Raw genomic sequence first — 23,199 nt, 5'->3', positions numbered from 1 at the left:
TCCAGAGGGTTCAAACATGAATGTCACGCTTCATCGCGGCAAGCGCCTGTTGGCGCGCGCCGGCAAGGCCCTTCTCGCCCCCGCTTTGGCTCTCGCGCTCGCGCACGCGCCGGCCGAGGCCGCCCCGAAAAAGGATTTCAAGGTCGCCTGGTCCATCTATACCGGCTACATGCCCTGGGCCTATGCGGAACACGCCGGAATCCTGAAGAAATGGGGAGACAAATACGGCATCACCATCAAGGCCGTGCAGTTCAATGACTATGTGGAGTCGGTCAACCAGTATACTTCGGGCGATTTCGACGCCGTCGCCAACACCGCCATCGACACTTTGACCATCCCCGCCGTGGGTGGCGTCGACAGCACGATCCTGATCCTGGGCGACTATACCAACGGCAACGACGCCATTTTCATGAAGGGCGATGGCAAGGCCATGAAGGACCTGAAGGGACAAAGCGTCCATCTGGTCCAGTATTCGGTCTCCCACTACATGCTCTGGCTGGCGCTGCAGAAAGCCGGGCTGAAGATGGATGACGTGAAGACATCCAATATCTCCGACGCCGATTTCGTCGCCGCCTTCCAGCAGCCGGAAGTGCAGAACATCGTGGCGTGGAACCCGGCCACCAGCCAGATCAAGACCATGCCCCACGTCTCGATGGTGTTCAACTCGGCTGAGATCCCCGGCGAGGTGCTGGATGTGGTGACCGCGAAAACCGCGGTGCTGAAGGAGAATCCGAACTTCGGCAAGGCCCTTGTGGGCGCCTGGTTCGAGGCCGTTGGCGTGCTCTCCGGCAACGATGCGAAGGCCAAGGAAGCGCGCGCTTTCATGGCGTCAGCCTCCGGCACCACTCCGGAGGATTTCGACGGCCAGGTGAAGACCACCTATTTCTATGATGCCGCCGAGGCCGCCGCCGTGCTCCGCAGCACGCAAATGGCGCAGATGGCCGGCAAGCTCCAGCAGTTCAGCTTTGAGAACGGGCTGCTGGGCGCCAATGCCAAGAGCAAGGACGCGGTGGGCATCGCCCTGCCCGACGGCACGGTTATCGGCGACACCGGCAACGTGAAGCTGCACTTTGACGACACCTATCTGAAGATGGCGCGCGACAAGGCGCTGTGAGACCCAGGCACGCCCCGCCCGCAGGCGGCGCGGGGCGTGCTTCTCGCTCCATCCGGCGTAAGCTGGCAGCGCAATCGAAAAGGCGGGATGGCGATTGATCCGCCCCGCCGGCAAGCCCTTTTGTTGTATAGCGAGCCGGAAGCAGTGTTGCGGAAGGCCGGGCGATGATGATGAGGTTGACGGGTGCGCTCCGGCGCGCCCTTGCCGTCGTGGCGGCGGTTGTGATCGCCGCATTCGGCCTCTATCTCGGCCTCGCTATCCATTATTGGATTCCTTGGCCCCTGGCGGTACGACAGGCGGGCAGCATCCTCTTTCCGCTCCTGGTCTGGTCCCTGTGGTTCATTCCCGGCCGAGGGCGCGGGCTGCGCCGGGGACTGGCGGTGTGCGCTGTCGGAGCCCTGTTCACGGCATTTGTCCTGAAGGAGCCGGCGGAACAGGATTGGGTCGCCCTCCAGGCCCACAATCCCACGGCGCAGATTGAGGGCGACACGGTCACCATCCGCAATTTCCGCGACGCGCTCCACCGCCGTGGGGAGCCCTCCGTGCCGCGCTGGACGACGGCCACCTTTGACCTGTCCACCCTCACCGGAGCCGACCTCATCATCCAGCCCTTCGGCGACATGAAGGCTCTGGCGCACGTGATGCTCTCCTTCCAGTTCGCGGATGGGCGGCACGTGGTGGTGTCCATCGAGGCAAGGCAGGCCAAGGGCGGCAGCTTCGATGCGCTGGCCGGCTTCTTCCGGCGCGATCCCATTTATCCCGAGATCGGCACCGAGCGTGACCTCATCTGGAACCGCTTCGCGCGCACGCCGCCCGACGAGGTGCAGATCTATCCCATCCACGCCAACACCGCCGCCGTCCGGCTTTATTTCGAGCGCCTGCTCGACTTCATCAATCGAGTGGATGCACGGCCGCTCTTCTATTCGACCTTGCGCGAGAGCTGCATGACCACGCTCATGAACCTCGCGCCCGAGAGCTTTGCCTCGGTTCCCTGGCACGACATCCGCCGATGGATTCCGGGCTACTCGCTGAGCTTGTTCCAGCAGCTTGGCCTTGTCGATGACGGCTTGGCGCCGGAGGAGCTGGCGCGGCGCCACGGCCTGCGCGATGGCGTCCCCTCGCCCGAGAACTTCCCCTCCGATGCGGCATGGAGCGCCCACCTGCGCTCTGAAATCCGCCTCGGCGGACTGGCCCGGGAGCTACAGAAGTGAAAGCAGCGCCCAGCCCACCAGGGATGCCTCCTCGCGGACCTGTGCCAGAGTTTGCGGACGGCTCTCACCGCGCGAAAGGCGTCCAGCGCGAGCCCTGATCGACAGCATGAAGTCGAAACAGCCGAGCTAACGCACAGCACCGAGGAGCGCCCCAACCTCCGCTTGTCGGTTGACGCCCAGTTTGTGGAAGATCGACCGAATGTGCGTCCGCACCGTTTCATACGAGATCGCGCGCATACGCGCGATTTCCCTCGCGCCTTCACCCCGTGCCAGAAGGAGGGCGATGGCCGCTTCGGTCGGGGTTAAGCCGAAGGCCTGCTGAATGACACCCGTGTCCGGCTGCGAGCGCGCATCAAGATCATCGATGACGGCCATTCCCCGCGCCAGGGAGAAATAATCCCTCATAAATCCATCGATTTGTTGAAATCGAAGAATAAGGGGCCGTTTTCCCTCCCGGGTTACGCGCACGGGCTGCGCCGCGGTCAAGGCATTTGGGAGCCTCGTCACCGCTTGAACAAGACGCTGCAATGCGCGTGTTTCCATTGGCAGCCTGGCTTTCAATTCGCCCTTTGAGACTTGAAGCTCGGACCCAATCAGGGCCTCGGCGGCCGCGTTCATTTTGATCACCCGGGCGCTTCGGTCGAAAAAGATGGCGCCAAGCTTCATCCGCTCGAAGGCCTCGCCTAAGCCATCGAGCTTTGCTTCCGATAAGGACCTCGCCACCGATGATGCTAGCGTAAATCTTTCCGATAGGCCCGCCAGCGCTCGCGCCTCCTCAGGCATGTAGGGCCCGCGCGCCTTTCCACGATGCAGAGCGCAGCAGACGCGCTCCGCGCCCACCTGGAAGCAGGAAAGCGCAGCGTACTGAAGCTTATAACTATTTGAAAATCTAAAATATTCGTTCTCGTATTCATCATTCGACATGAAATCGCTGTCGATCACAATACTATTCGGCCTGAGGATTGGAATTGCCTTTGATCTGTAATCCCTCTCAGCCCACCCGTCCCTGAAATATTCCTCGATACCCCGAGACAAGCTTTCCGTGTGCGGGACGTCCGGTGTCCGTCCATCGATGGGCATGAAGTTGACGCCGTCCGCTCCCGTCGCCGCCATCAGGTGATCGAGCGTCGGAACCCAACCCGCCGGGCCGATGGCGGCATGCAGAAGTTCATCCAGGACGAGGTTCAAACGGGAGAGATCGACTTGCATCACGCCCCACCGGATCCGGACCACCAGGCCGCGAGAGCTAAAGATTCAAGCTCAGTTTAAATAACGGATAACCTCAATATTCCTTTTGGGCAACGGGCGATGCACGCCCTGGTCGTGCCGTGCCGAAGGAATGGCCAGGCCATGACGCGCCGGGCCTTCGGAAAACAACGGCAGGGCGTATACTTTTGGCCGCCAAAGGAGATCTGAACCATAGGCTGCGCCAGTCCCCTGCTCCAATTGAGGCATGGCAAGCGCTCAGGCCGCGTCTACGATCCTGCCGAATTTTTCCGCAGCGCGGTCTACCGTTCCATCTGGACGACGCGCGCTGCACCTCAAACATCCTGAGGGCTGAATCGTGACCAATATCGTGGCTGGCGCAGAAGTCCGCGTGAACACCACCACAACAGCGACGTACGTGCGGGAACCCGCAATTGCTGTACTGACCGACGGCAGCTACGTCGTGACATGGGAATACATGGGGAGAGACCAAAAGTCTCGTATCTATGCGCAACGCTACGATGCTGCTGGCAACCCTCTGGGGACGGAGACGCGTGTCGATACCCCCACGGGAGCGCAATTCTATGTAGCGGAAGCTCCAGCCGTCACGGCGCTCGCCAGCGGCGGCTACGTGGTGACGTGGGAAACGAACGGCTTTATCTATGCTCAGAGGTACACAAATGCCGGCATCGCCATCGGTGCCCAAAGCCACGTCGGCACCTCTATAGGGGGGGATCAGTGGGAGCCCTCCATCGCTCCGCTCCCGGATGGCGGTTATGTCGTGACGTGGCAACAGGTTATAGCGAGCCCCCATGGGGACGGCAGCACCTACATCTATGCGCAACGCTTTAGCGCCGCCGGTGACGCAATCGGCTACCAAACCTTCGTCAGCTACAACTCCCTCCAGCATGAACAACATGCCAGCGTGGTGGCCCTTCAGGGGGGCGACTATCTGGTGGTTTGGGAGTCCCGTTATGCGGACTACTCCAGCGTCGGTATCCACGCGCATCGCTTCAATGCGTCCGGTGAGGACGTGGGCGCGCTAACCTTCGAGATTAAGTCCGGCGCGGAAAGCAGCGTCTATTTTCCGACCGTCGCAGGTCTCGCCGACGGCGGCTATGTGGTGGTTTGGACTGCTTACGGAGACGAGCCGTATAGTGACGGCATCTTTGCCCAACGGTTTGATGCGGCGGGCGCTCCTGTGGGCGAGGAGACACGGGTCAGCAGCCACACCTACCTGAGCACCGATCAACGCATTCCCTCCGTGGCGGCACTCGCGGACGGCGGCTATGTCGTGACCTGGCAATCGCGCGGGCAGGACGGGGATAGCTGGGGTCTCTATGCGCAGCAATACAACGCTGCAGGCGTCGCTGTGGGCGAGGAAACCCTGATCAACTCGACCACGCAGGGGAACCAGATACAGCCCGCCGTGGCGGGGCTCGCGGACGGCAGCTACCTAGTGACCTGGGCATCGGATTATGGGGGCTTTGGCATCTACAGCAAGGTCTTCACCCTCAACGAAGACCCAACAGCGCCTGCAACCCGCAGGCTGACGCTGCAGGCGAATACCAGCATCATTGCCCCAATCGGCGCCAGTGATGCGGACGGGGACACGCTCACCTATGCCCTGAAGAGTGGCGGCGCCCCAACGAAGGGCGCAGTCACCTTTAATGCGACCCTTGGCCAGTTCACTTACGCCGCGAACAACAACGCAAGCGGCTCCGACGCCTTCACCATCATTATTTCCGATGGCCAGGGAGGCAGCACGGAACAGGTCGTTTCCATCTCGATCACCTCGCCTGTCAACGCACCCCCAGTTATCTCCTCCAATGGCGGCGGCGCCTCCGCTTCGATCAAGATGGCGGAGAACACGTCCGCCGTCACCACGGTGAAGGCGAGTGATCCGGAAAACGGCGCCATGACCTACTCGCTTTCCGGTATCGACGCGGCGCTTTTCAAGATCGACGCCAAGACGGGCGCCCTCACCTTCAAATCGCCGCCTAATTACGAGAGCCCGGCCGACAAGAATAGGGATAACGTCTACGACGTGACCGTACTGGCCACCGACAGCGCCAAGCTCACCGACACGCAGGCCATCAAGGTGACGGTGACGAACACCAACGAGGCCCCCGTCATTTCCTCCAATGGCGGCGGCGCCTCCGCTTCGATCAAGGTGGCGGAGAACACGTCCGCCGTCACCACCGTGAAGGCGAGTGATCCGGAAAAGGGTGCCATTACCTACTCGCTTTCCGGAGGGGCAGACAAGGATCTGTTCACGATCAATGCGAAAACCGGCGTCTTGTCCTTCAAGGCGGCCCCGGACTACGAGCACCCAGCCGACCAGGGCAAGGACAATACCTACGACGTGGTGGTGAGGAGTAGCGACGGCAAGCTTGTCGATACCCAGGCGATCCGCGTCGCGGTCACCGACGTAAGCGGCAAGACCCTCACCGGCACCAAGAGCGCCGATAAGCTGGTGGGCACCGCCGAGAACGATATTCTTCGTGGCGGGGCCGGCAACGACAGGCTTCTCGGTGGCGGAGGCAAGGACGTGCTCACGGGCGGGGCCGGCGCCGACGTGTTCGTCTACACGGCGCTGACGGATTCGACCGTGAAGAGCCTCGACACGATCACGGACTTTTCCGCGGCATTGGGCGACAAGATCGACCTGTCCGCCCTCGACGCGAAAAGCGCAACCGGTGCCGACGACGCCTTCGTCTATATCGGAACGAAGTCGTTTTCCGGAACGGCCGGTGAGCTGCGCTTTTCAAAAGGTATCCTTCAAGTGGATACGAATGGCGACAAAGTCGCGGACCTCACGGTCAAAGTCGATGGGGCGATTACGCTTGGGGCACGCAACTTCGTGCTTTGAGCGTGCGGAGGATCCACCAAAGGCCCCGGATCAAAACCGGGGCCAACCGGCTGCTCAGGCCATTGGGGCCGCGAAGATCAAATCGCGTTCCACAACCTCATGGGCGATGACAGCCAAACACAGGTTCCGCCGCCAGCGCCAGACAAACACGGACTTTTCCGGAAAAAACGGAGAGGCTAAGCGCCCCGCGCTGAAGCTCGGCTGCGCAAGATCAAGGACCGTCCGCGACCGCTCAGCTTGTAACGCCCATCGCGGCCTGTGAGGATCCGGACCTGATGGACTTCAGCCCCACCATCTGCGCCCCAAAACCCGCGACGCGGAGAGTGTGCGCGTCGGCACGGCGACGTCAGCGCGCCGGAATGGGCGAAGATGAACCGAAATTTGGTGGGCCCGGAGGGACTCGAACCCCCAACCAGACCGTTATGAGCGGTCAGCTCTAACCATTGAGCTACAGGCCCCGTCGCCGCCCCGATGGTGGCGCAGGAGGCGAGTCGACCTCACTGATCTAGCAACCTTCACGATCACGAACAACCGGCAGCTCCCCATCCCGGCCGCCGCGACCCGCGCAAGAAAAAGGCGCGTTCAGAGGCGCGCCTTTGATGTTCGGCTTTTTCAGCAGGCCACGCTCAATAGACACCGCCCTGGGCGGAAGTGCTGCGATTGCTGCCGGATGCAGGGCGGGTCCCGTTGGAGGCAGCCGCCTGCGGCTTGGCCGGCTTCTGCTGGGGCTTCTGCGCCTGCTTCTTCTGCTCTTTCGCGGGCTTGGGGCCCAGCGTGGCCACCTTGGGGGTCAGCGGCGCCTTGTCCATGGCGATCAGGTCGGAAATGGTGCCGAACTTATAGCCCTTGGCGATCAGCTCATCGAGCACCTGCTCCATGGCGGCCACCGTAGAGGGATAGATGTCGTGCGAGAGCACGATGGCTCCAGGCTTCACCTGCTTCATGATCTCGTCATGAACCACCTTGGCGTCCCGGTGCTTCCAGTCCAGCGGATCCACGGACCAGTTCACGATGGTGACGCCGAAGGCATCCTCCAAGTGGTCACGCAAGGCCGGCTTCATGGAACCATAGGGTGGGCGCAGGTAGCGGGGCTTGTGGCCCGTCACCTCCTCCACCAAGGCTGAGGTCTCGCCCACCTGCTTGTCCGCGGCGGCAAGGGGAATGCGGGTGAGCTGAGGGTGGCTCCAGGAGTGGTTGCCGATCTCGTGGCCATCATCGGCAATCATCTTCAGCACTTCAGGGTGCTTGGCAGCCATGTTGCCGAGCACGAAGAAGGTGGCCTTGATGCCCCGCGCCTTCAGAATGGAGAGCAGCTGCGGAGTGGTCTCGGGGCTCGGGCCATCATCGAAGGTCAGCGCGATATAGGGCTGATCCACGTTGAAGGAGCGATAGGTCATGCCCTTCCGCGGCCCCGCGCCAGGCTGGTGGGCCAGCGTGGCGGATGCTGTGGCGATGGAGCCCGTCACCAGAGGCGCGGACATATCGGTGGATGCGAGCGCCGCCGCCGCGGGGGCCGCGACCGGCTGCGCGGGCGGGGCGGCTGCCGTGGCGGTCGCGAAGGGGGAGAGCAGCGCCGGAACGAAGGCGTACCCGGCGCCGCCGACGGCGCCGAGCGCCAGAAGTCCAGAAGCGAACAAGAGCGGTTTCACGGCGTAGGCATCCCGGATTGGTGCATCTTCATTATGATCCACCTTGCCGTGCCTTCATGGATAAATCGTGAAGTCGCACGACTTTCCAGCCGCTTTGCCGCCGCTTTCGGCGCCGCCCTTCAGCCCCCTACCACTTGCCGGTGTTCGGCATGGAAGCCCAAGGCTCGGCGGGGGCCTTGGCGCCACCCTTCTGTAGCAGCTCGACGGAAATGTTGTCGGGCGAGCGGATAAACGCCATGTAGCCATCGCGCGGCGGCCGGTTGATGGTGACGCCCGCGGCCTGGAGCTTGGCGCAGGTGGCGTAGATATCCTCCACCTCAAAGGCGAGATGGCCGAAATTGCGGCCCTCGCCATACTCTTCCTTGTCCCAGTTGTGGGTCAGCTCCACCTCAGCCACGTCGGCCTGGCCGGGGGCGGCGAGATACACCAGGGTGAAGCGGCCCTGCGGGTAGTCCTTGCGGCGCACCTCCTCAAGCCCCAGCTTGTTGCAGTAGAAGTCCAGTGACTGGTCGAGATCGGTCACGCGGACCATGGTGTGCAGGAAGCGCATCGTCTAGCTCTCGCTCTTGGCAGAAGGGCGCCGGATGTCCGGCGCTGTTCAATTATGACTTTTGACGCTGATCTCAAGACCGCCCAGGCCCAACTCACCCGTTGGCTGGAGGAAGCCCACTGCGCCGTGGCCTTCACCGGCGCCGGTATCTCCACTGAATGCGGCATCCCAGATTTCCGCTCGCCCGGCGGCCTCTGGACCAAGAACAAGCCCATTCCCTTCGACGCCTTCCTGGCCATGAAGGACGCGCGGAACGAGGCCTGGCGGCGCAAGTTCGCCATGGAGGAGGCGTTTGCCGGTGCGCGGCCCGGGCGCGGCCACATGGCCCTTGCCCGCCTGCTGGAGCAGGGCCGCCTCGGCGGCGTCATCACCCAGAACATCGATGGGTTGCACCAAGCCTCCGGCATTCCGGACGCCGACCTCATCGAGCTGCACGGCAACGGCACCTATGCCACCTGCCTGGAATGCGGCACGCGCTTCGAGCTCGACTGGGTGAAAGAGCGATTCGATACCGCCGGCGGCATCGCGCCGGATTGCCCCCATTGCGGCGGTCCCATCAAGGCCGCGACCATCTCCTTTGGGCAGGCCATGCCCGAAAAAGAGATGCGCCGGGCCGATGCGCTGACCCGGGAAAGCGACCTGTTCATCGTTCTCGGCTCCTCCCTCGTGGTGTTCCCCGCCGCCCAATTCCCCTTGCAGGCCAAGGACAACGGTGCGCGTCTCGTGATCGTGAACCGGGAGCCGACGGAGTTCGACGGCCTCGCGGACATGGCTGTGCACGCGGACATTGGCGATGTGCTGGCCCCATTCGCCCAGAACGCGTGAAGAAGGGTGGGCGAACGTTAACGGAGTTGCTATCCTGCCCCGCAGCAAACCGTGTGCGCATATGCAAGGGTCTGGGATTTCATGGGGTCTGACGCACAGGGCTGGGGCCCACAGGCAGCCGGGATCATGAACGAGGCGACCGAGGAGCCCATTGGGCTTGAAGAAGTCTGCGGCGCGATCAAATGGTTCGATGCGTCGAAGGGCTACGGCTTCATCGTTCCGGACGATGGCGGCCCGGATGTGCTCGTGCACGTCACATGCCTTCGGCGCGATGGCTTTCACACCGCCATTGAGGGCGCGCGTGTGGTCTGCGAGGCGGTCCGCCGCAGCAAGGGCCGCCAGGCCTTTCGCGTGCTCTCGCTGGATCTGAGCACAGCGGTGCATCCGCTGCCCAGCGCGCCGCCGCGGGTGCGCGTGGAGATCGAGGCCAAGGAAGGCTTCGAGCGCGCTATCGTGAAATGGTTCAACCGCCTGCGCGGCTTCGGCTTCCTGACCCAGGGTGACGGCACGCCCGACATCTTCGTTCACATGGAAACCTTGCGCCGCCATGGCCTGACCGAGCTGCGGCCGGGCCAGACCGTCATGGTGCGGTATGGCGACGGGCCGAAGGGCCTGATGGCGGCGGAAGTGAAGGCCGACAACGGCACCAGCGGGAATCACTGATCATGTCCTTGTTCGCAGCGTCGCGGCTGCGCCGCTCGATTCGGCGCGCCTGTGCGGCGGCCGGCGCGCGCCAGCCGTCCATCAGCCCCGCCTCTCCTTCCCGCCGCCCCGTCGTCCGCCACCTTGTGGCCGCGCTCGCGCTGGCACTGGTGGCGCAGCCGCTGGGGCAGATGATGGTGCCAGCCCTCCAGGGCCCGGCCTTCGCCATGTCCGTCGAGACCATGGAGATTGCCACCAAGACGGGCGTGGTGGTGCTTGAGGTGGAAGTGGCGCAGACCGACGCGGAGCGCACCACCGGCCTCATGTACCGCAAGTCGCTGGCGGACCATCACGGCATGCTGTTCGACTTCAAGGTCGATCAGCCGGTCTATATGTGGATGAAGAACACCTACATTCCGCTGGACATGCTCTTCATCCGCTCCGACGGCACCATTGCCCGGATCGCATCCATGACGACGCCCCTGTCCACCGAAACCATCCCGTCCGGCGAACCGGTGCGTGCGGTTGTGGAGATCGCCGGCGGCTCAGCCCAAAAGCTGGGCATTGCGCCGGGCGACCGGGTCGCCCACCACATCTTCAAGCAGAAGTAGGGTGCCTTCGAGCGTCTCGCGCCCCCGCTGGGGTCAAGGACGACGGCTCATTTCACCGCCTGCGGCCGGGTCCCCTGTCCCCGGAAGCGGGGAGAGGATCCGACGTTGGAGGGGGCATCACGAGCGGGTGGCGGAATTGCCGGCCTGGGTGAAAAACTGCTCCGCGTACCAGCGCATCTCCGCCTCGACGTCCGGCTTGCCCGCCAGCTCGCACTGGTCCACCAGCGCGCTCACGCGCTCGAACATGGCCGCGACATAGCTATTGGGATCCGGCTGCGCCTGGGCCATCTGGATCACCAGATCCCGCATGATGAAGTGCTGCACCATGGAGCGCGCCTGCTCCACCGCCACCGCCTTGATCAGGCCGTTGAGCCACTCCAGCCCCTGTTCGTCACCAGCCATGCGCGCTCCCTGCAATGCAGCAAGATGATGCGGCACTGCCAGACAAAATGGAATCTCTGACAGGAGAGCTTCCTTATTTGTTGCCATCACGCAACATCTTTGCGGTTTCTTGACCTGCGCCAGTTGTCGCTGGCGAAAAGTACGTGGTGCCGGTCCGCGGGCCGGCCTATAAGATGTGCAGCTTCGGCTTCAAGGAATGCGGACGGGCTTTTCCGGATCTCCTCGAAGGTCCCAGGTGGCATTTCAAGGCACACGCCCCTCAAGGGCCGCCACCACCGGGTCGTGACACGCTGCCGCAAGCTTTCCCCATTGCCACAAAAAGCCTTTCGGGCCCCGCGCTCGGAAGGCAGGTGAAACTGCAGGCGGGCTGCGCCCGCATCTCATTCCTCGCGGAGCCGCATGCCGGGCCGCGGGTGGGAAACATGCGCCATCAAGAGCGCAACCAGGAAACGCCAGCGCCGACGCCCACAGAGCCTGAAGGCCGGGGCGCAGCGCATGATCGGAGGAAGCCATGACGACATTCGCGAGAATGGCGGTCGGCGGACTTTTGTCCGTCGCGGCCTTTTGCCCGGCGGCCCATGCGGGCTCGGTGACGCAGCCTGGCGAGACCATCGGTCTTGCCACCGGCGCACCGCTGCCCGAGGGCGTCTATTTTGTTGACACCGCGGACTGGGGCTGCCGGAATACCTCGCCCGACAGCACCTGTGTTGGCGTGAATATTCCCGTATTGGCCTGGGCCACACCGGTGAATTTCCTCGGCGCCCGCGTGCAATTGCTGACCGCGGTGCCAACCGTTACCGTCGGTGTGGGCAACAATGACTATACCTACGGCTTCTACAACCCCTTCTTTGCCGGGCAGCTGGCATGGGACCTGGGCAATGGCTTCGGGTTCAGCTACCTGCTGGGCTTTTATGTCGGCGTGAATACGGGCGTGGGCTTCGACTCCACTTCCCTCAACCAGCGCTTTGCCCTGAGCTATACGGCCGATGGCTGGAACCTGACCGCCAACGCCATCTGGGGCATCCAGTTCGATGGCGACACCAGCACCGTCAATCCCGACTTCCTGAACGTCGATCTCACCGCCACCAAGAAGTTCGGCAAATGGGAGATTGGTCCGGTGGCCTATTACTCCACGGACCTCAATAGTCCCGCGCCCTTTTACGGAAAGCAGAGCCAGTTCGCCGTGGGTGGCCTGATCGGCTACGATTTCGGGCCGGTCATCCTCCAGGCCTACCTCACCACCGACGTGTATGAGGAGAATTACGGCGGATACGACACCCGTGGGTGGGGCCGCATCATCATCCCGCTCTGGAACCCGCCGCCGGCACAGACGGCGATGATCCACAAGTGATCCGGCAATAAACAGGTCGCGCGCGGTCCACCGCCGCGCGCGATGCGTCACGCCTGGCGCTGGGCGGGGTCGCCGAAACCGCCGCCCGTAGGGGTGATGATGGTGATCGCCTCGCCCGCCTCCAGCCGCACCTGCGCGCACCCCCCCAGCTCTTCCTGGCGCCCGTCGAGGCGGCGGGCCATATTGCGCCCGAGCGCCCCTGCCTCACCCCCCTCCACGCCGAAGGGCGCGACGCGCCGGTGCGAGGAGAGGATGGCGCAATCCATGGCCTCCAGGAAACGGATGGTGCGCAAGGTGCCGTCGCCCGCATTCCAGCGCCCCCGCCCGCCCGAACCTTCACGCAGGCGGAACTCTTCCAGCACCACGGGATAACGGAATTCCAGGATTTCCGGGTCGGTCAGGCGCGAATTGGTCATGTGGGTGTGCACGCCGCCCACCCCGTCGAAGCCGGGCCCCGCCGGCGCGCCGGAGCAGATGGTTTCATAATACTGGTAGCGCGCATTGCCGAAGGTGAGGTTGTTCATGGTGCCCTGGGCCGAGCCCAGCGCCTTCAGCGCGCCGAACAGGCAATCGGTGACGTGCTGGCTCACCTCCACATTCCCGGCCACCACCGCCGCCGGATAGACCGGCGCCAGCATGGAGCCTTCCGGCACCACGATGTGGATGGGGCGCAGACAGCCGGCATTGAGGGGGATCTTACCCTCCACCATCACCCGGAACACATAGAGCACCGCCGCCTGCGTCACCGGGCCCGGCGCGTTGAAATTGTCCGGCCGCTGGGGCGAGGTTCCGGTGAAATCCACCACCGCCTCGCGCTTGGCCTTGTCCACGCGAATCGCGACCTGGATTCGGCTGCCCTGGTCCATCTCCATCTCGAACGAGCAGTCGGACAGGCTGTCGATGACGCGGCGCACACTTTCGGCTGCATTGTCCTGCACGTGGCCCATATAGGCCGCAACCACGTCTTCCCCGAAATGAGCGATCATCTTGGCCAGCTCGGCTGCCCCGCGCTCGGCAGCGGCGATCTGGGCCTTCAGGTCGTTCACGTTCTGGGTGACGTTGCGCACCGGATAGGGCGCCGTGGTGAGCAGCTCCACCAGCTCCGCTTCGCGGAAGCAGCCACGCTCCACCAGCTTGAAATTGTCGATATAGACGCCCTCCTCCTCAATGGTGGAGGCGCGCGGCGACATGGAGCCCGGCGCCACGCCGCCCACATCCGCATGGTGCCCGCGCGCCGCCACGTAGAAGAGAATGCGCGTTCCGGCGGCGTCGAACACCGGCATCACCACCGTGATGTCGGGCAGGTGGGTGCCCCCATTATAGGGCGCGTTGAGGGCATAGACGTCGCCCGGCTCGAACCGCCCGCCGGTGGCGCGAATGACGCTCTCCACCGACTTGTCCATGGAGCCGAGATGGACGGGAATGTGGGGCGCATTGGCCACCAGATGGCCCTTGGCGTCGAACAGGGCGCAGGAGAAATCCAGCCGCTCCTTGATGTTCACCGAATAGGCCGTGTTCTGGAGCGCCACCCCCATCTGCTCCGCCACCGACATGAAGAGGTTGTTGAACACCTCCAGCAACACCGGATCGGCCTTCGTGCCCAGCGCCGGGGCGTGGCGGGCAGCCTCCCGGCGGGTGAGCACCAGATGGTCACGGGCCGTCACCTCAGCGGCCCAGCCGGGCTCGATGACGATGGTCTGGTGCGGCTCGATGACGAGGGCGGGGCCGGTGATGGACTGCCCGCGCGCCACATCGGCGCGGCGATAGATGGCGGCCTCATGCCATTCCCCCTGGGAGTAGAAGCGCGTGCGCGTCGCCGGCTCCGGCGTGCCGGTCACGAGGGGGCCTTCCGCCTCCTCCACCTTGGAGCCGCCGCCGACGGCCTCGGCGGAAATGGCCTCGATCACAAGCACCTTGGTTGCGTCGATGAAGCCGAAGCGGGCGCGGTGGGCGCTCTCGAAGGCGCCCTTCATCTGCGCCGCGGTGCCGAACGGCACCACCAGCGGGGAATCCGTGCCCGCATAGCGCACATGGGCGCGGCGGAATACGGTGATATCCGCCTCGCGCACCCCCTGCCCCATCAGCTCGGAGCGCACCAGCTCAGCTGCGATGTCCAGCGCAGATTCGGCGGCGGCGACGCCCTCCCCGTCCAGGGGCGCTTCCACCGTGCGCTGGCGGGTGGCGCGGATGTCGGCGAGGCCCATGCCATAGGCGGACAGCAGGCCGGAAAAGGGATGGATGAGCACGCTGCGCATGCCCAAAACGTCCGCCACCAGGCAGGCATGCTGCCCACCCGCGCCGCCGAAGCATTGCAGGGCATATTCGGTGACGTCATAGCCGCGCTGCACGGAAATCTTCTTGATGGCGTTGGCCATGTTCTCCACTGCGATACGGATGAAGCCATCCGCCACCGCCTCCGGCGCCCGTCCATCGCCGATACGTGCGGCCAGCTCGGCGAAGCGCGCGCGCACGGCCTCCGCATCCAGGGGCGCGTCGCGGCCGGGACCGAAGATCTTCGGGAAGAAGTCCGGATTGAGCTTGCCCACCATCACATTGGCGTCGGTGACGGCCAGGGGCCCGCCGCGCCGATAGCAGGCAGGCCCTGGATTGGCGCCCGCCGAATCCGGCCCCACCACCAGCCGCGCCCCGTCATAATGGAGGATGGAGCCGCCGCCCGCCGCCACCGTGTGGATGGACATCATGGGCGCACGCATGCGCACGCCCGCCACCTCGGTCTCGAACGTGCGCTCATATTCGCCATCGAAATGGGACACGTCGGTGGACGTGCCGCCCATGTCGAAGCCGATGACCTTGCCGAAGCCGGCGATGCGGGCCGTCTCCACGCACCCCACCACGCCGCCGGCGGGGCCGGAGAGGATGGCATCACGCCCCTGGAACAGCCCGGCATCGGTGAGGCCGCCGGACGACATCATGAACATGAGGCGGCACTGCCCGCCATCGCCCGCGAGCTCGCCCGCCACCTGGTCCACATAGCGGCGCAGGATGGGCGAGAGATAGGCATCCACCACCGTGGTGTCGCCACGGCCCACCAGCTTCATCAGGGGCGAGACCTCGTGGCTGGCGGAAACCTGGGTGAAGCCCACCTGCCGGGCCACGTCCGCCACCGCCTTTTCGTGCTCGGAAAACCGGTAGGCATGCATGAAGACGATGGCGCAGGCCTCGGCCCCCGCCGCCCGCGCGGCCTCAAGCTCCGCCCGCACGCGGTCGAGGTCGGGCGCACGCTCCACGGTGCCGTCGGCGCGCACGCGCTCATCCACCTCGACCACGTGGGCATAGAGCTGGTCGGGCTTCACGATGTGCTTGGCGAAAATGTCGGGCCGGTCCTGGTAGCCGATGCGCAGGGCATCGCGGAAGCCGCCGGTGATGACGAGCACCGTGGGCGCACCTTTGCGCTCCAGAAGGGCATTGGTGGCGACCGTTGTGCCCATCTTCACCGCATGGATGGCGTCGGCCGGGATGGCCGCCCCCGCCGGCACCCCCATCAGCTCGCGAATGCCCTGGATGGCGGCATCGCGATAGGCTTCCGGGTTCTCGGACAAGAGCTTGTGGGCCATCAGGCGACCATCGGGCCGGCGCGCCACGATGTCGGTGAAGGTGCCGCCACGGTCGATCCAGAAATCCCAGCCAGAAACCGTCATCGCTCGCCTCGTTGCGGACAGCCGGGCGCCGTCCCATTCCCGCCGGCCTCTATAAGGGGTATTCCCCCCGATGCGCGAGACCAAGCGCGCCCGAACGGATGAGCCCACCGCACCCCGCCACCGTCCACCCGCCGATGCGCTTGACGCATGGAGCCGGGCTTGTCATGAGGCGGGGTACTTTTGCCATGAGTCTCCCATGCGTGCCTTTGGTTCCGTATCGCCCGTCCTGCTCGTCGGCCCCTCCTGGGTGGGCGACATGGTCATGGCGGCGAGCCTGGTGGAAGTTCTGCGCATGCGCGAGCCGAGCCGCCCGGTGGATGTGCTGGCCCCTCCCGCGGCACTGCCCATCGCCCGCATGATTCCGGGCGTGCGGCGCACCATTCCCTTGAGCCTGGGCCATGGCGAGCTGGGCATCATGGCCCGCTGGCGGCTGGGTCGCGGCCTGCGCGACGAGGGCTATGGCAAGGCCATCATCCTGCCGCGCGCCTTCAAGGCGGCCATTCCTCCGTTCGCGGCCGGGATTCCGGAACGGGTGGGCTATAAGGGCGAGCTGCGCTCGGCGCTTCTCACCGATGCGCGCTCCGACCGGCAGCGCAAGACCGCGCGCACCATCGACCGCTTCGTGGCCCTCGCCTTGCCGGAAGGCACGCCGACCCTTTCGCCGCGCCCGCGCCTCATCCTGCCGGACGGCGCGCTGGACACCTGCCAGGACAAGTTCCCCCTGCCCGGCACCGGCCCCGTCATGGTGCTGTGCCCCGGCGCGGAATACGGGCCCGCCAAGCGGTGGCCAGCGGAAAAGTTCGCGCAGCTGGCGGCCCTCGCGGTGAAGGCGGGCTACCGCGTGCGCGTGCTCGGCTCGCCCAAGGACGCAGAGGCGGCCGCGACCATCGCCGCCACCGCCGGAGTGCCGGTGGACAATCTGGTGGGGCGCACCAGCCTGATCGACGCGGCCGCCATCCTCGCCAGCTCCGACGTTGTGATCTCCAACGATTCCGGCCTGATGCACGTGGCGGGCGCCTTCGACCGCCGCCTAGTGGTGGTCTATGGCGCCTCATCGGAGAAGATGACCCCCCCGGCGGGCCGCCGCGCCCGCGCCCTGGGGCTCGATCTGCCGTGCCGCCCCTGCCACAAGCGCGAATGCCCGCTGGGCACCCTCGCCTGCCTCAACGGCATCAGCCCCCGGGATGTGTTCGACGCAGCCGAAAAGACCGCTCAATGAGGCTTCTGGTCGTCAAGCTGTCGTCGCTGGGCGATGTGGTCCACACCTTTCCGGCCCTCACCGACGCGGCCGCCGCCATTCCCAACCTGCAGGTGGATTGGGCGGTGGAGGAAGCCTTCGCGCCGGTCGCGGCCCTCCATCCCGCCGTGCGGCGCACCATTTGCGTGCCCCTGCGCCGGTTGCGTAAGCGCCCGGTGGCGGCCTGGCGCTCGGGCGAGGCGGCGGCGGTGCGTCGCGCTTTGGCGGCCGAACCCTATGACATGGTCATCGACGCCCAGGGGCTGATGAAGAGCGCCCTAGTGGCGGCGTGCGCGCGCGGGCCGCGCCACGGCTTTGACCGCTCCAGCGCGCGCGAGCCGCTGGCGACACTGCTTTATGCCCACACCCACCACGTGCCGGAGACCGAGCACATGGCGGTGCGCATCCGCAAGCTGTTCGCGGCGGCGCTGGGCTATGGGCTGGAGGGTCGCCCGGCCGACACGGGCTTGCGGCCGGCCGTGGCCGCGGGCCCGCCGCACCTCGTCTTCCTGCACGGCACCACATGGCAGACCAAGACCTGGCCCCGTGCCGGCTGGCGAGCGCTGGCGGCCCGCGCGCAGGAAGCCGGATTCGCGGTGCGGCTGTTTGCCCATGGTGAAGCGGAAACCGCGCGCGCCAAAGCCATCGCCGATGGCCTTCCCGCGGTGACGCTGCTGCCGCCGCAGACCCTCGCCACCCTCGCCCCTCTGCTACAGACGGCGGCCGGCGTCGTGAGCGTGGACACCGGCCTTGGCCACCTGGCCGCCGCCTATGGCGTGCCGACGCTGGGCCTTTACGGCCCCACCAACCCGCGGCTGACCGGCCTGTTCGGCGCCCGCGTGCGCGAGCTGCCGGCGGAGCGGGACTGCGCGCCCTGCGAGAAGTCGCGATGTCGCATCGCCCCGGACACGCGCGAGGGCCCTCCCTGCCTTGCGGACCATCGCGCCGATGCGGTGTGGCAGGCACTGCGGCAGCTTCAGGCCGGCGGCGACTGATCGCCCCTCATGGACAAGCACCGGAAAAGCGTGGCACAGGAAGGCCAATTGTCTGACCGCTGAGAGGCACCAAACTCCATGACGCGCCGAGCAGCCCTGAGCCGCGACATTCTCCTCGTCACCGGGGGGGCCGGCTTCATCGGCTCCAACATCGCCCGCGCGGCCGCAGATGACGGCTACCGCGTGGTGGTGGCCGATTGGCTGGAGGACGGGCCCAAGTGGCGCAACATCTCCGACATCGCGCTCCATGACGTGATCCGCCCCGAGACGGTGAACGCCTTCGTGGAGCGGGAGGGCGGACGCCTGGCCGCCGTGGTGCACATGGGCGCGGTTTCCGCCACCACCGAGCGCGACGCGGACAAGATCGTGACCCGCAACATCCGCGCGAGCCTCGATCTGTGGGACCTGTGCACCCGCAAGGGGCTGGGCTTCATCTATGCGTCCTCGGCCGCCACCTATGGCGACGGAGCCATGGGCTTCACGGACGACGAATCCACCCAGGGCCTGTCGCTGCTCTCGCCCCTGAATCCCTATGGCTGGTCCAAGCTGTTCGTGGACCGTCGGGTGATGGCGGATGTGGAGGCGGACGGGCCGCGCCCGCCCCAATTCGCCGGCCTGCGCTTCTTCAACGTGTATGGGCCGGGCGAGGCGCACAAGGGCGACATGCGCTCCGTCGTGCACAAGATCTATCCCGCCGCCCTGCGCGGGGAGAGCGTGACGCTCTTCAAGTCCCACAATCCCGAATTCGCGGATGGCGGGCAGCTGCGCGATTTTATCCACGTGTCGGACTGCGTGGAAGTGGTGCGCTGGCTGCTGGAAAACCCTGATGTCTCCGGCATCTTCAACGTCGGCACGGGCAAGGCACGCTCGTTCGCGGATCTTGCGCGCGCGGTGTTCACCGCCCTTGGGCAGGAGCCGCGCGTCACCTATGTGGACATGCCGGAGAGCCTTCAGCGCGCCTACCAGTATTTCACCGAGGCGGACGTGACCAAGCTGCGCGCCGCCGGCTACAAGCGCCCCTTCCTCTCGCTCGAAAGCGGCGTGGATTCCTACGTGAACGAGTATTTGAGGGGTCGCGACGAGGGCGTCGCGTGAAGAACCCGGTGAGTGTGCATCATGGTTGATCAAGGCGCGCCGCGCATCACCGTCGTCGGGGATGTGATGGTGGATCGCTATATCGTCGGCTCCGTCTCCCGCATCTCGCCGGAAGCCCCGGTGCCGGTGCTGTTGCATGGGGCCGAGCGCATCGTGCCCGGTGGCGCGGCCAATGTCGCCGCCAACGCGGCCGCGCTCGGCGCGGCGGTCACGCTGGTGGGCCTGGTGGGGGCGGATGCCCAGGCCGCGGCCCTGGCGGACGCACTCGCGCCCTATTCCGGCATCGACCTCTCCCGCCTCGTGGCGATGCCCGAGCGGCCAACCATCACCAAGACGCGCGTGATGAGCGGGCGCCAGCAGATCGTGCGCATCGACGCCGAGCCCCAGGGCACGCCGCCCGAGGAGGCCCAGGACGCGCTGGTGGCCGCCGCCCGTGAGGCGGTGAAAGGCAGCCGGGTGGTCGTCCTCTCGGATTACGCCAAGGGCGTGCTGAGCGACCGGGTGATCTCGGCCACCATCGCCGCGGCGCGGGCCGAGGGCATTCCGGTGATCGTCGATCCCAAGCGGCGCACCTTCGAGGCCTATCAGGGGGCCAGCCTCGTCACGCCCAACCGGCTGGAGCTGGCGGCCGCGACCGGCATTCCTGACACCACCGACGAGGAGGCCGCCGCCGCGGCCGCCGCCGCCGCCGCCCAGTTCGGCGGCGACGTGCTGGTGACGCGCGCCGAGAAGGGCATGACCCTGTGGCGGCGCGAGGGGCGAGTGCTGCACGTGCCCACCAAGGCCCGAGAGGTGTTCGACGTCTCCGGCGCGGGTGACACGGCGCTGGCGGCGCTGGCGGTGTCGCTGGCCTCGGGTCACAGCCTCGAAACCTCCGTGCACTTCGCCAATGCAGCCGCCGCCGTCGCCGTCGGCAAGGTGGGGACCGCCGTCGTGACGCGCGCGGAGCTCGCCGCCGCGCTGCAGGAGGCCATGCACGAAGGCACCGAGGATGGCGCCCTTGTGAGCCGCGAGCAGGCGGCCGGCATCATCGCCGGCTGGCGTGCGACGGGCGCCCGCGTGGTGTTCACCAATGGCTGCTTCGACCTGCTTCATCCCGGCCACATCGCGCTGCTGGAAGCTGCGGCGCGGGAGGGGGACCGGCTGGTGGTGGCCCTCAATACCGATGCCTCGGTGCGCCGGCTGAAGGGCGAGAGCCGCCCGGTGCAGGACGAGGCCGCCCGCGCGCGCGTGATGGGCGCGTTGCGCTGCGTGGACCTGGTGGTGCTGTTCGACGAGGATACGCCCTACGAAACCATCGCCCTGCTGAAGCCGGACGTGGTGGTGAAGGGGGCGGATTACCGCGAGGACCAGGTGGTGGGCGGCGATCTCGTCAAAAGCTGGGGCGGGCGCGTGGCGCTGGTGCCGCTGGTGGCGGGGCGCTCCACCTCGGCCCTGGTGGCCAAGGCACGCACCTGAGGAGGCACGCACCTGAGGCGCGCAGCCGCCACCAGTGCCCGCAAGAAGGGGGTTTGTGATGCCCGTGGTCACCATCCGCATCACCCGCGGCCCGACGTTGGAGGACAAGCGCGCCTTGGCTGCGGCAGTCACAGATGCCGTTGCCAGCACGCTGGCCCTGCCCGCCGAGCGCGTGCGCATCCTCATCGAGGAATATGAGCTGGAGAACGTCGCCACCGGCGGCGAGCTCCACGCCGACAGGGCCCGGCGCGACGGCGATGGCCCATTCGAAGTGTGAGCCGCGCGCTCACGCGCAATAATCGATGACCTTGCGCACGAAGCTTTCGCACGCCTCGATCTGCGAAAGGTCCACATATTCGTCCGGCTGGTGGGCCTGAACGATGGAGCCGGGCCCGCACACCACGGTGGGGATGTCGGCGATCTCCACGAACAGGCCGGCCTCGGTGCCATAGGCCACCTTGGCGTGGTCGTTGCGCCCCGCCCAGCGCTTCGCCAGCGTCGCGATGGGGGCGCCGGGATCGGCCGACAGGCCGGGAAAAGCAGCGGTGGTGATGAACTCGATGCCCGCCTCCGGCATCCGCGCCTTCATGGCCGGTTCCAGTTCATTGCGCGCATAATCGACCACTTCGGCCACGAGGGCGTCGATATCCTCTTCCGGCAGAGCGCGAACCTCCCAGGTCATGGCGGCGTGGTCGGGCACGATGTTGAGCGCGGTGCCGCCGTGCAGCGTGCCCACATGGGCAGTGGAGGTGGGGATGTCGTAGAGCGGATCGCGCCGGCCCTCGCTGGAGAGACGCTCGCCCAGCGCCACCACCCGCGCGGCGATGAGGGCGGCGGCTTCCACCGCGTTCACCAGCTCCGGCGCGCGGGAGGAGTGGCCGCCGCAGCCGGTGACGATGGTGCGCAGCGACCGCTTGGCCTTGTGGCCAATCACCACCTGCATCATCGTCGGCTCACCCACGATGCAGCCTTCCGGCCGGTAGCCCCGCGCAACCATGTGCGCCAGCATGGGCCGCACGCCCAGGCAGCCCACTTCCTCGTCATAAGACAGTGCGAGATGGATGGGCTTCTTCAGCTCCCGCCCGCGCATTTCCGGCACCAGCCCCAGGCAGACCGCCAGGAAGCCCTTCATGTCGCAGGTCCCGCGCCCATACAGGCGGCCGTCGCGCGCGGAGAGGGTGAAGGGATCGCTGGTCCAGTTCTGTCCATCCACCGGCACCACGTCCGTGTGGCCGGAAAGCACGATGCCCGGCACATCGCGCGGGCCGACGGTGGCGATGAGCGCGGCCTTGCCCTCGGCCTCATCCTCCACCCGCTCGAAGGCGACACCCTGGGCCCGGAAGAAGGCCTCGACCGCCTCCACCAAGGCAAGGTTGGAATTCCGGCTGGTGGTGTCGAAGCCGACGAGACGCGAAAGCCACTCCAACGTGAGCTCGGCCGCCATTGTGCTGGTCACTCCGTGGTGATCGAGCCGCGACTATAGCGCCGGATCATGACTTCCGCGGTGCACTAAATTCGCCAATGCCCGCGCCCCCTGGGGCCTGCGCTGAAAAGGGCGTCCGCAGAATGCGCGAGGCGCGTTCCCACGTTTCCGTGGAAACGGGAAATGCTCTAGAACGCCCAACTTCGCCGGCCGCGCGGGCCGCCGGCATCCGCATGGCAGGGTGGGAATCAAAAGCGATGGTGAGCAGCAATGCCCAGGGTGGGGCGGCGGAAGGCCGGGCGCTCCAAGGACAATCGCTCCAAGGACAATCGCTCCTTTGGGGAGACGCGGCGTGAGCCGGCTCGTCCTGGTTCTCGGCGGCGCGCGGTCCGGCAAGAGCGGGGAGGCCGAGCGGCTCGTGACCGCCGAGGCTGGCCCCTGGGCCTATCTGGCGACCGCCGAGGCGCTGGACAAGGAAATGGCCGAGCGCATCGCCCTGCACCGCGCCCAGCGTGGTGACGGCTGGCAGACCCACGACACGCCGCTCGCCCTCGCCCGAACGCTGGATGCCCTGCCGCCCGGGCAGCCGGCCCTGGTGGACTGCCTGACCCTGTGGCTCACCAACCATCTGCTGGCCGACCACGATCTGGACGCTGAAGCGGCGGGGCTCGAGGACGCCCTCACGCGCCGCCGGGGGCTGACGGTGTGCGTAGCCAATGAGGTGGGGCTTGGGATCGTGCCCGACAATGCACTGGCGCGGCGCTTCCGCGATGCCGCCGGGCGGCTCAACCAGCGCCTCGCGCGCAAGGCGGATCAGGTGCTGTTCATGGTGGCGGGCCTGCCCATGGTGGTGAAAGGCGGCTGAGACCATCCCTCCGCCGTCACCCGCCGCCAGCGTT

At 66.2% G+C, this 23,199-nt stretch carries 19 protein-coding genes and 1 tRNA gene; 13 read left to right on the top strand and 7 right to left on the bottom strand.

Translation table 11 applies throughout. The features are described from left to right. Window positions 1-16: 16 nt before the first annotated feature. Both L0966_RS02615 and L0966_RS02610 read left to right on the top strand, forming a co-directional pair. Window positions 17-1,114 (top strand): putative urea ABC transporter substrate-binding protein, encoded by a 1,098-nt coding sequence (locus tag L0966_RS02615; RefSeq protein ID WP_234050283.1) that lies wholly within the window; start codon window positions 17-19, stop codon window positions 1,112-1,114. 164 nt (window positions 1,115-1,278) lie between these two features. Beyond that, window positions 1,279-2,325: a DUF4105 domain-containing protein gene (locus L0966_RS02610; protein WP_234050282.1), complete on the top strand. Its 1,047-nt coding sequence runs from the start codon at window positions 1,279-1,281 to the stop codon at window positions 2,323-2,325. A 126-nt stretch (window positions 2,326-2,451) separates the two neighbouring features. Here the strand turns inward: L0966_RS02610 and L0966_RS02605 are convergent, their stop codons facing one another. Then, window positions 2,452-3,534, bottom strand: coding sequence for a helix-turn-helix transcriptional regulator (locus L0966_RS02605; RefSeq protein ID WP_234050281.1), 1,083 nt, complete (start codon window positions 3,532-3,534; stop codon window positions 2,452-2,454). Window positions 3,535-3,889: 355 nt separating this feature from the next. Between L0966_RS02605 and L0966_RS02600 the strand changes: the two genes are divergently transcribed. Beyond that, window positions 3,890-6,403, top strand: a complete 2,514-nt coding sequence (locus L0966_RS02600; protein ID WP_370640603.1) for a cadherin domain-containing protein — start codon at window positions 3,890-3,892, stop codon at window positions 6,401-6,403. 382 nt (window positions 6,404-6,785) lie between these two features. Here L0966_RS02600 and L0966_RS02590 read toward each other — a convergent pair. From L0966_RS02590 to L0966_RS02580, 3 genes are all read right to left on the bottom strand, one after another. Further along, window positions 6,786-6,861: transfer RNA gene (locus tag L0966_RS02590), tRNA-Ile, on the bottom strand. 168 nt (window positions 6,862-7,029) lie between these two features. Then, window positions 7,030-8,052 carry a polysaccharide deacetylase family protein gene (locus L0966_RS02585; protein WP_234050280.1) on the bottom strand — a complete coding sequence of 341 codons (1,023 nt, stop codon included), beginning with the start codon at window positions 8,050-8,052 and terminating at the stop codon, window positions 7,030-7,032. A 127-nt stretch (window positions 8,053-8,179) separates the two neighbouring features. Next, window positions 8,180-8,602 carry a VOC family protein gene (locus L0966_RS02580; protein ID WP_234050279.1) on the bottom strand — a complete coding sequence of 141 codons (423 nt, stop codon included), beginning with the start codon at window positions 8,600-8,602 and terminating at the stop codon, window positions 8,180-8,182. A gap of 54 nt (window positions 8,603-8,656) precedes the next feature. On the opposite strand from L0966_RS02580, the gene L0966_RS02575 reads away from it, so the two are divergent. The 3 genes from L0966_RS02575 (at window position 8,657) to L0966_RS02565 (ending at window position 10,680) form a co-directional block, all read left to right on the top strand. Beyond that, on the top strand, window positions 8,657-9,427 hold the full coding sequence (locus L0966_RS02575; protein ID WP_234050278.1) for a Sir2 family NAD-dependent protein deacetylase: 771 nt from the start codon (window positions 8,657-8,659) through the stop codon (window positions 9,425-9,427). 126 nt (window positions 9,428-9,553) lie between these two features. Continuing rightward, window positions 9,554-10,090 carry a cold-shock protein gene (locus tag L0966_RS02570; protein WP_234050277.1) on the top strand — a complete coding sequence of 179 codons (537 nt, stop codon included), beginning with the start codon at window positions 9,554-9,556 and terminating at the stop codon, window positions 10,088-10,090. Between the two features lie 170 nt (window positions 10,091-10,260). Beyond that, on the top strand, window positions 10,261-10,680 hold the full coding sequence (locus L0966_RS02565; RefSeq protein WP_234050806.1) for a DUF192 domain-containing protein: 420 nt from the start codon (window positions 10,261-10,263) through the stop codon (window positions 10,678-10,680). 117 nt (window positions 10,681-10,797) lie between these two features. Here the strand turns inward: L0966_RS02565 and L0966_RS02560 are convergent, their stop codons facing one another. Next, window positions 10,798-11,082 carry a hypothetical protein gene (locus L0966_RS02560; RefSeq protein WP_234050276.1) on the bottom strand — a complete coding sequence of 95 codons (285 nt, stop codon included), beginning with the start codon at window positions 11,080-11,082 and terminating at the stop codon, window positions 10,798-10,800. A 511-nt stretch (window positions 11,083-11,593) separates the two neighbouring features. Here L0966_RS02560 and L0966_RS02555 point away from each other — a divergent pair. After that, window positions 11,594-12,433, top strand: a complete 840-nt coding sequence (locus L0966_RS02555) for a transporter (protein WP_234050275.1) — start codon at window positions 11,594-11,596, stop codon at window positions 12,431-12,433. 47 nt (window positions 12,434-12,480) lie between these two features. Here L0966_RS02555 and L0966_RS02550 read toward each other — a convergent pair whose 3' ends face one another. Next, window positions 12,481-16,092, bottom strand: coding sequence for a hydantoinase B/oxoprolinase family protein (locus L0966_RS02550; protein WP_234050274.1), 3,612 nt, complete (start codon window positions 16,090-16,092; stop codon window positions 12,481-12,483). Between the two features lie 196 nt (window positions 16,093-16,288). On the opposite strand from L0966_RS02550, the gene waaF reads away from it, so the two are divergent. The 5 genes from waaF (at window position 16,289) to L0966_RS02525 (ending at window position 21,154) form a co-directional block, all read left to right on the top strand. Beyond that, the gene (waaF, locus tag L0966_RS02545) at window positions 16,289-17,311 is read left to right on the top strand and encodes a lipopolysaccharide heptosyltransferase II (RefSeq protein ID WP_234050273.1); all 1,023 of its coding nucleotides are present in this window, start codon (window positions 16,289-16,291) and stop codon (window positions 17,309-17,311) included. Further along, window positions 17,308-18,324, top strand: coding sequence for a lipopolysaccharide heptosyltransferase I (gene waaC / locus L0966_RS02540; RefSeq protein ID WP_234050272.1), 1,017 nt, complete (start codon window positions 17,308-17,310; stop codon window positions 18,322-18,324). Before waaF ends, waaC begins: the two co-directional genes overlap by 4 nt. A gap of 108 nt (window positions 18,325-18,432) precedes the next feature. Next, window positions 18,433-19,419, top strand: coding sequence for an ADP-glyceromanno-heptose 6-epimerase (gene rfaD, locus L0966_RS02535; protein WP_234050805.1), 987 nt, complete (start codon window positions 18,433-18,435; stop codon window positions 19,417-19,419). Between the two features lie 21 nt (window positions 19,420-19,440). Further along, complete coding sequence (rfaE1, locus tag L0966_RS02530) at window positions 19,441-20,877, top strand: D-glycero-beta-D-manno-heptose-7-phosphate kinase (RefSeq protein ID WP_234050271.1); 1,437 nt, start codon at window positions 19,441-19,443, stop codon at window positions 20,875-20,877. 58 nt (window positions 20,878-20,935) lie between these two features. Further along, window positions 20,936-21,154 carry a 4-oxalocrotonate tautomerase family protein gene (locus tag L0966_RS02525; protein WP_234050270.1) on the top strand — a complete coding sequence of 73 codons (219 nt, stop codon included), beginning with the start codon at window positions 20,936-20,938 and terminating at the stop codon, window positions 21,152-21,154. Window positions 21,155-21,163: 9 nt separating this feature from the next. On the opposite strand, the gene argE is transcribed toward L0966_RS02525, so the two are convergent. Continuing rightward, window positions 21,164-22,321, bottom strand: a complete 1,158-nt coding sequence (gene argE / locus L0966_RS02520) for an acetylornithine deacetylase (RefSeq protein WP_234050269.1) — start codon at window positions 22,319-22,321, stop codon at window positions 21,164-21,166. 331 nt (window positions 22,322-22,652) lie between these two features. Here argE and cobU point away from each other — a divergent pair, with 331 nt between their 5' ends. Next, a complete protein-coding gene (cobU, locus tag L0966_RS02515) occupies window positions 22,653-23,165 on the top strand; it encodes a bifunctional adenosylcobinamide kinase/adenosylcobinamide-phosphate guanylyltransferase (protein ID WP_370640600.1) in 513 nt (170 codons plus the stop codon). The last annotated feature ends 34 nt before the right edge of the window (window positions 23,166-23,199 follow it).

Origin of the sequence: Xanthobacter sp. NM-59 (assembly GCF_021401125.1) — a bacterium.
In the GTDB taxonomy this organism is placed as follows: domain Bacteria; phylum Pseudomonadota; class Alphaproteobacteria; order Rhizobiales; family Xanthobacteraceae; genus Xanthobacter.
Note: the sequence above shows the minus strand (reverse complement) of the source record. Positions and strands in the feature narration are given on the sequence as shown.

Excerpts from the sequence above, each read along its gene's own strand:
- L0966_RS02615 (WP_234050283.1), top strand. The coding sequence starts at position 17 with ATGAATGTCACGCTTCATCGCGGCAAGCGCCTGTTGGCGCGCGCCGGC.
- L0966_RS02610 (WP_234050282.1), top strand. The coding sequence starts at position 1,279 with ATGATGATGAGGTTGACGGGTGCGCTCCGGCGCGCCCTTGCCGTCGTG.
- L0966_RS02605 (WP_234050281.1), bottom strand. The coding sequence starts at position 3,534 with ATGCAAGTCGATCTCTCCCGTTTGAACCTCGTCCTGGATGAACTTCTG.
- L0966_RS02580 (WP_234050279.1), bottom strand. The coding sequence starts at position 8,602 with ATGCGCTTCCTGCACACCATGGTCCGCGTGACCGATCTCGACCAGTCA.
- L0966_RS02575 (WP_234050278.1), top strand. The coding sequence starts at position 8,657 with ATGACTTTTGACGCTGATCTCAAGACCGCCCAGGCCCAACTCACCCGT.
- L0966_RS02570 (WP_234050277.1), top strand. The coding sequence starts at position 9,554 with ATGAACGAGGCGACCGAGGAGCCCATTGGGCTTGAAGAAGTCTGCGGC.
- L0966_RS02565 (WP_234050806.1), top strand. The coding sequence starts at position 10,261 with ATGATGGTGCCAGCCCTCCAGGGCCCGGCCTTCGCCATGTCCGTCGAG.
- L0966_RS02560 (WP_234050276.1), bottom strand. The coding sequence starts at position 11,082 with ATGGCTGGTGACGAACAGGGGCTGGAGTGGCTCAACGGCCTGATCAAG.
- L0966_RS02555 (WP_234050275.1), top strand. The coding sequence starts at position 11,594 with ATGACGACATTCGCGAGAATGGCGGTCGGCGGACTTTTGTCCGTCGCG.
- L0966_RS02550 (WP_234050274.1), bottom strand. The coding sequence starts at position 16,092 with ATGACGGTTTCTGGCTGGGATTTCTGGATCGACCGTGGCGGCACCTTC.
- waaF (WP_234050273.1), top strand. The coding sequence starts at position 16,289 with ATGCGTGCCTTTGGTTCCGTATCGCCCGTCCTGCTCGTCGGCCCCTCC.
- waaC (WP_234050272.1), top strand. The coding sequence starts at position 17,308 with ATGAGGCTTCTGGTCGTCAAGCTGTCGTCGCTGGGCGATGTGGTCCAC.
- rfaE1 (WP_234050271.1), top strand. The coding sequence starts at position 19,441 with ATGGTTGATCAAGGCGCGCCGCGCATCACCGTCGTCGGGGATGTGATG.
- L0966_RS02525 (WP_234050270.1), top strand. The coding sequence starts at position 20,936 with ATGCCCGTGGTCACCATCCGCATCACCCGCGGCCCGACGTTGGAGGAC.
- argE (WP_234050269.1), bottom strand. The coding sequence starts at position 22,321 with ATGGCGGCCGAGCTCACGTTGGAGTGGCTTTCGCGTCTCGTCGGCTTC.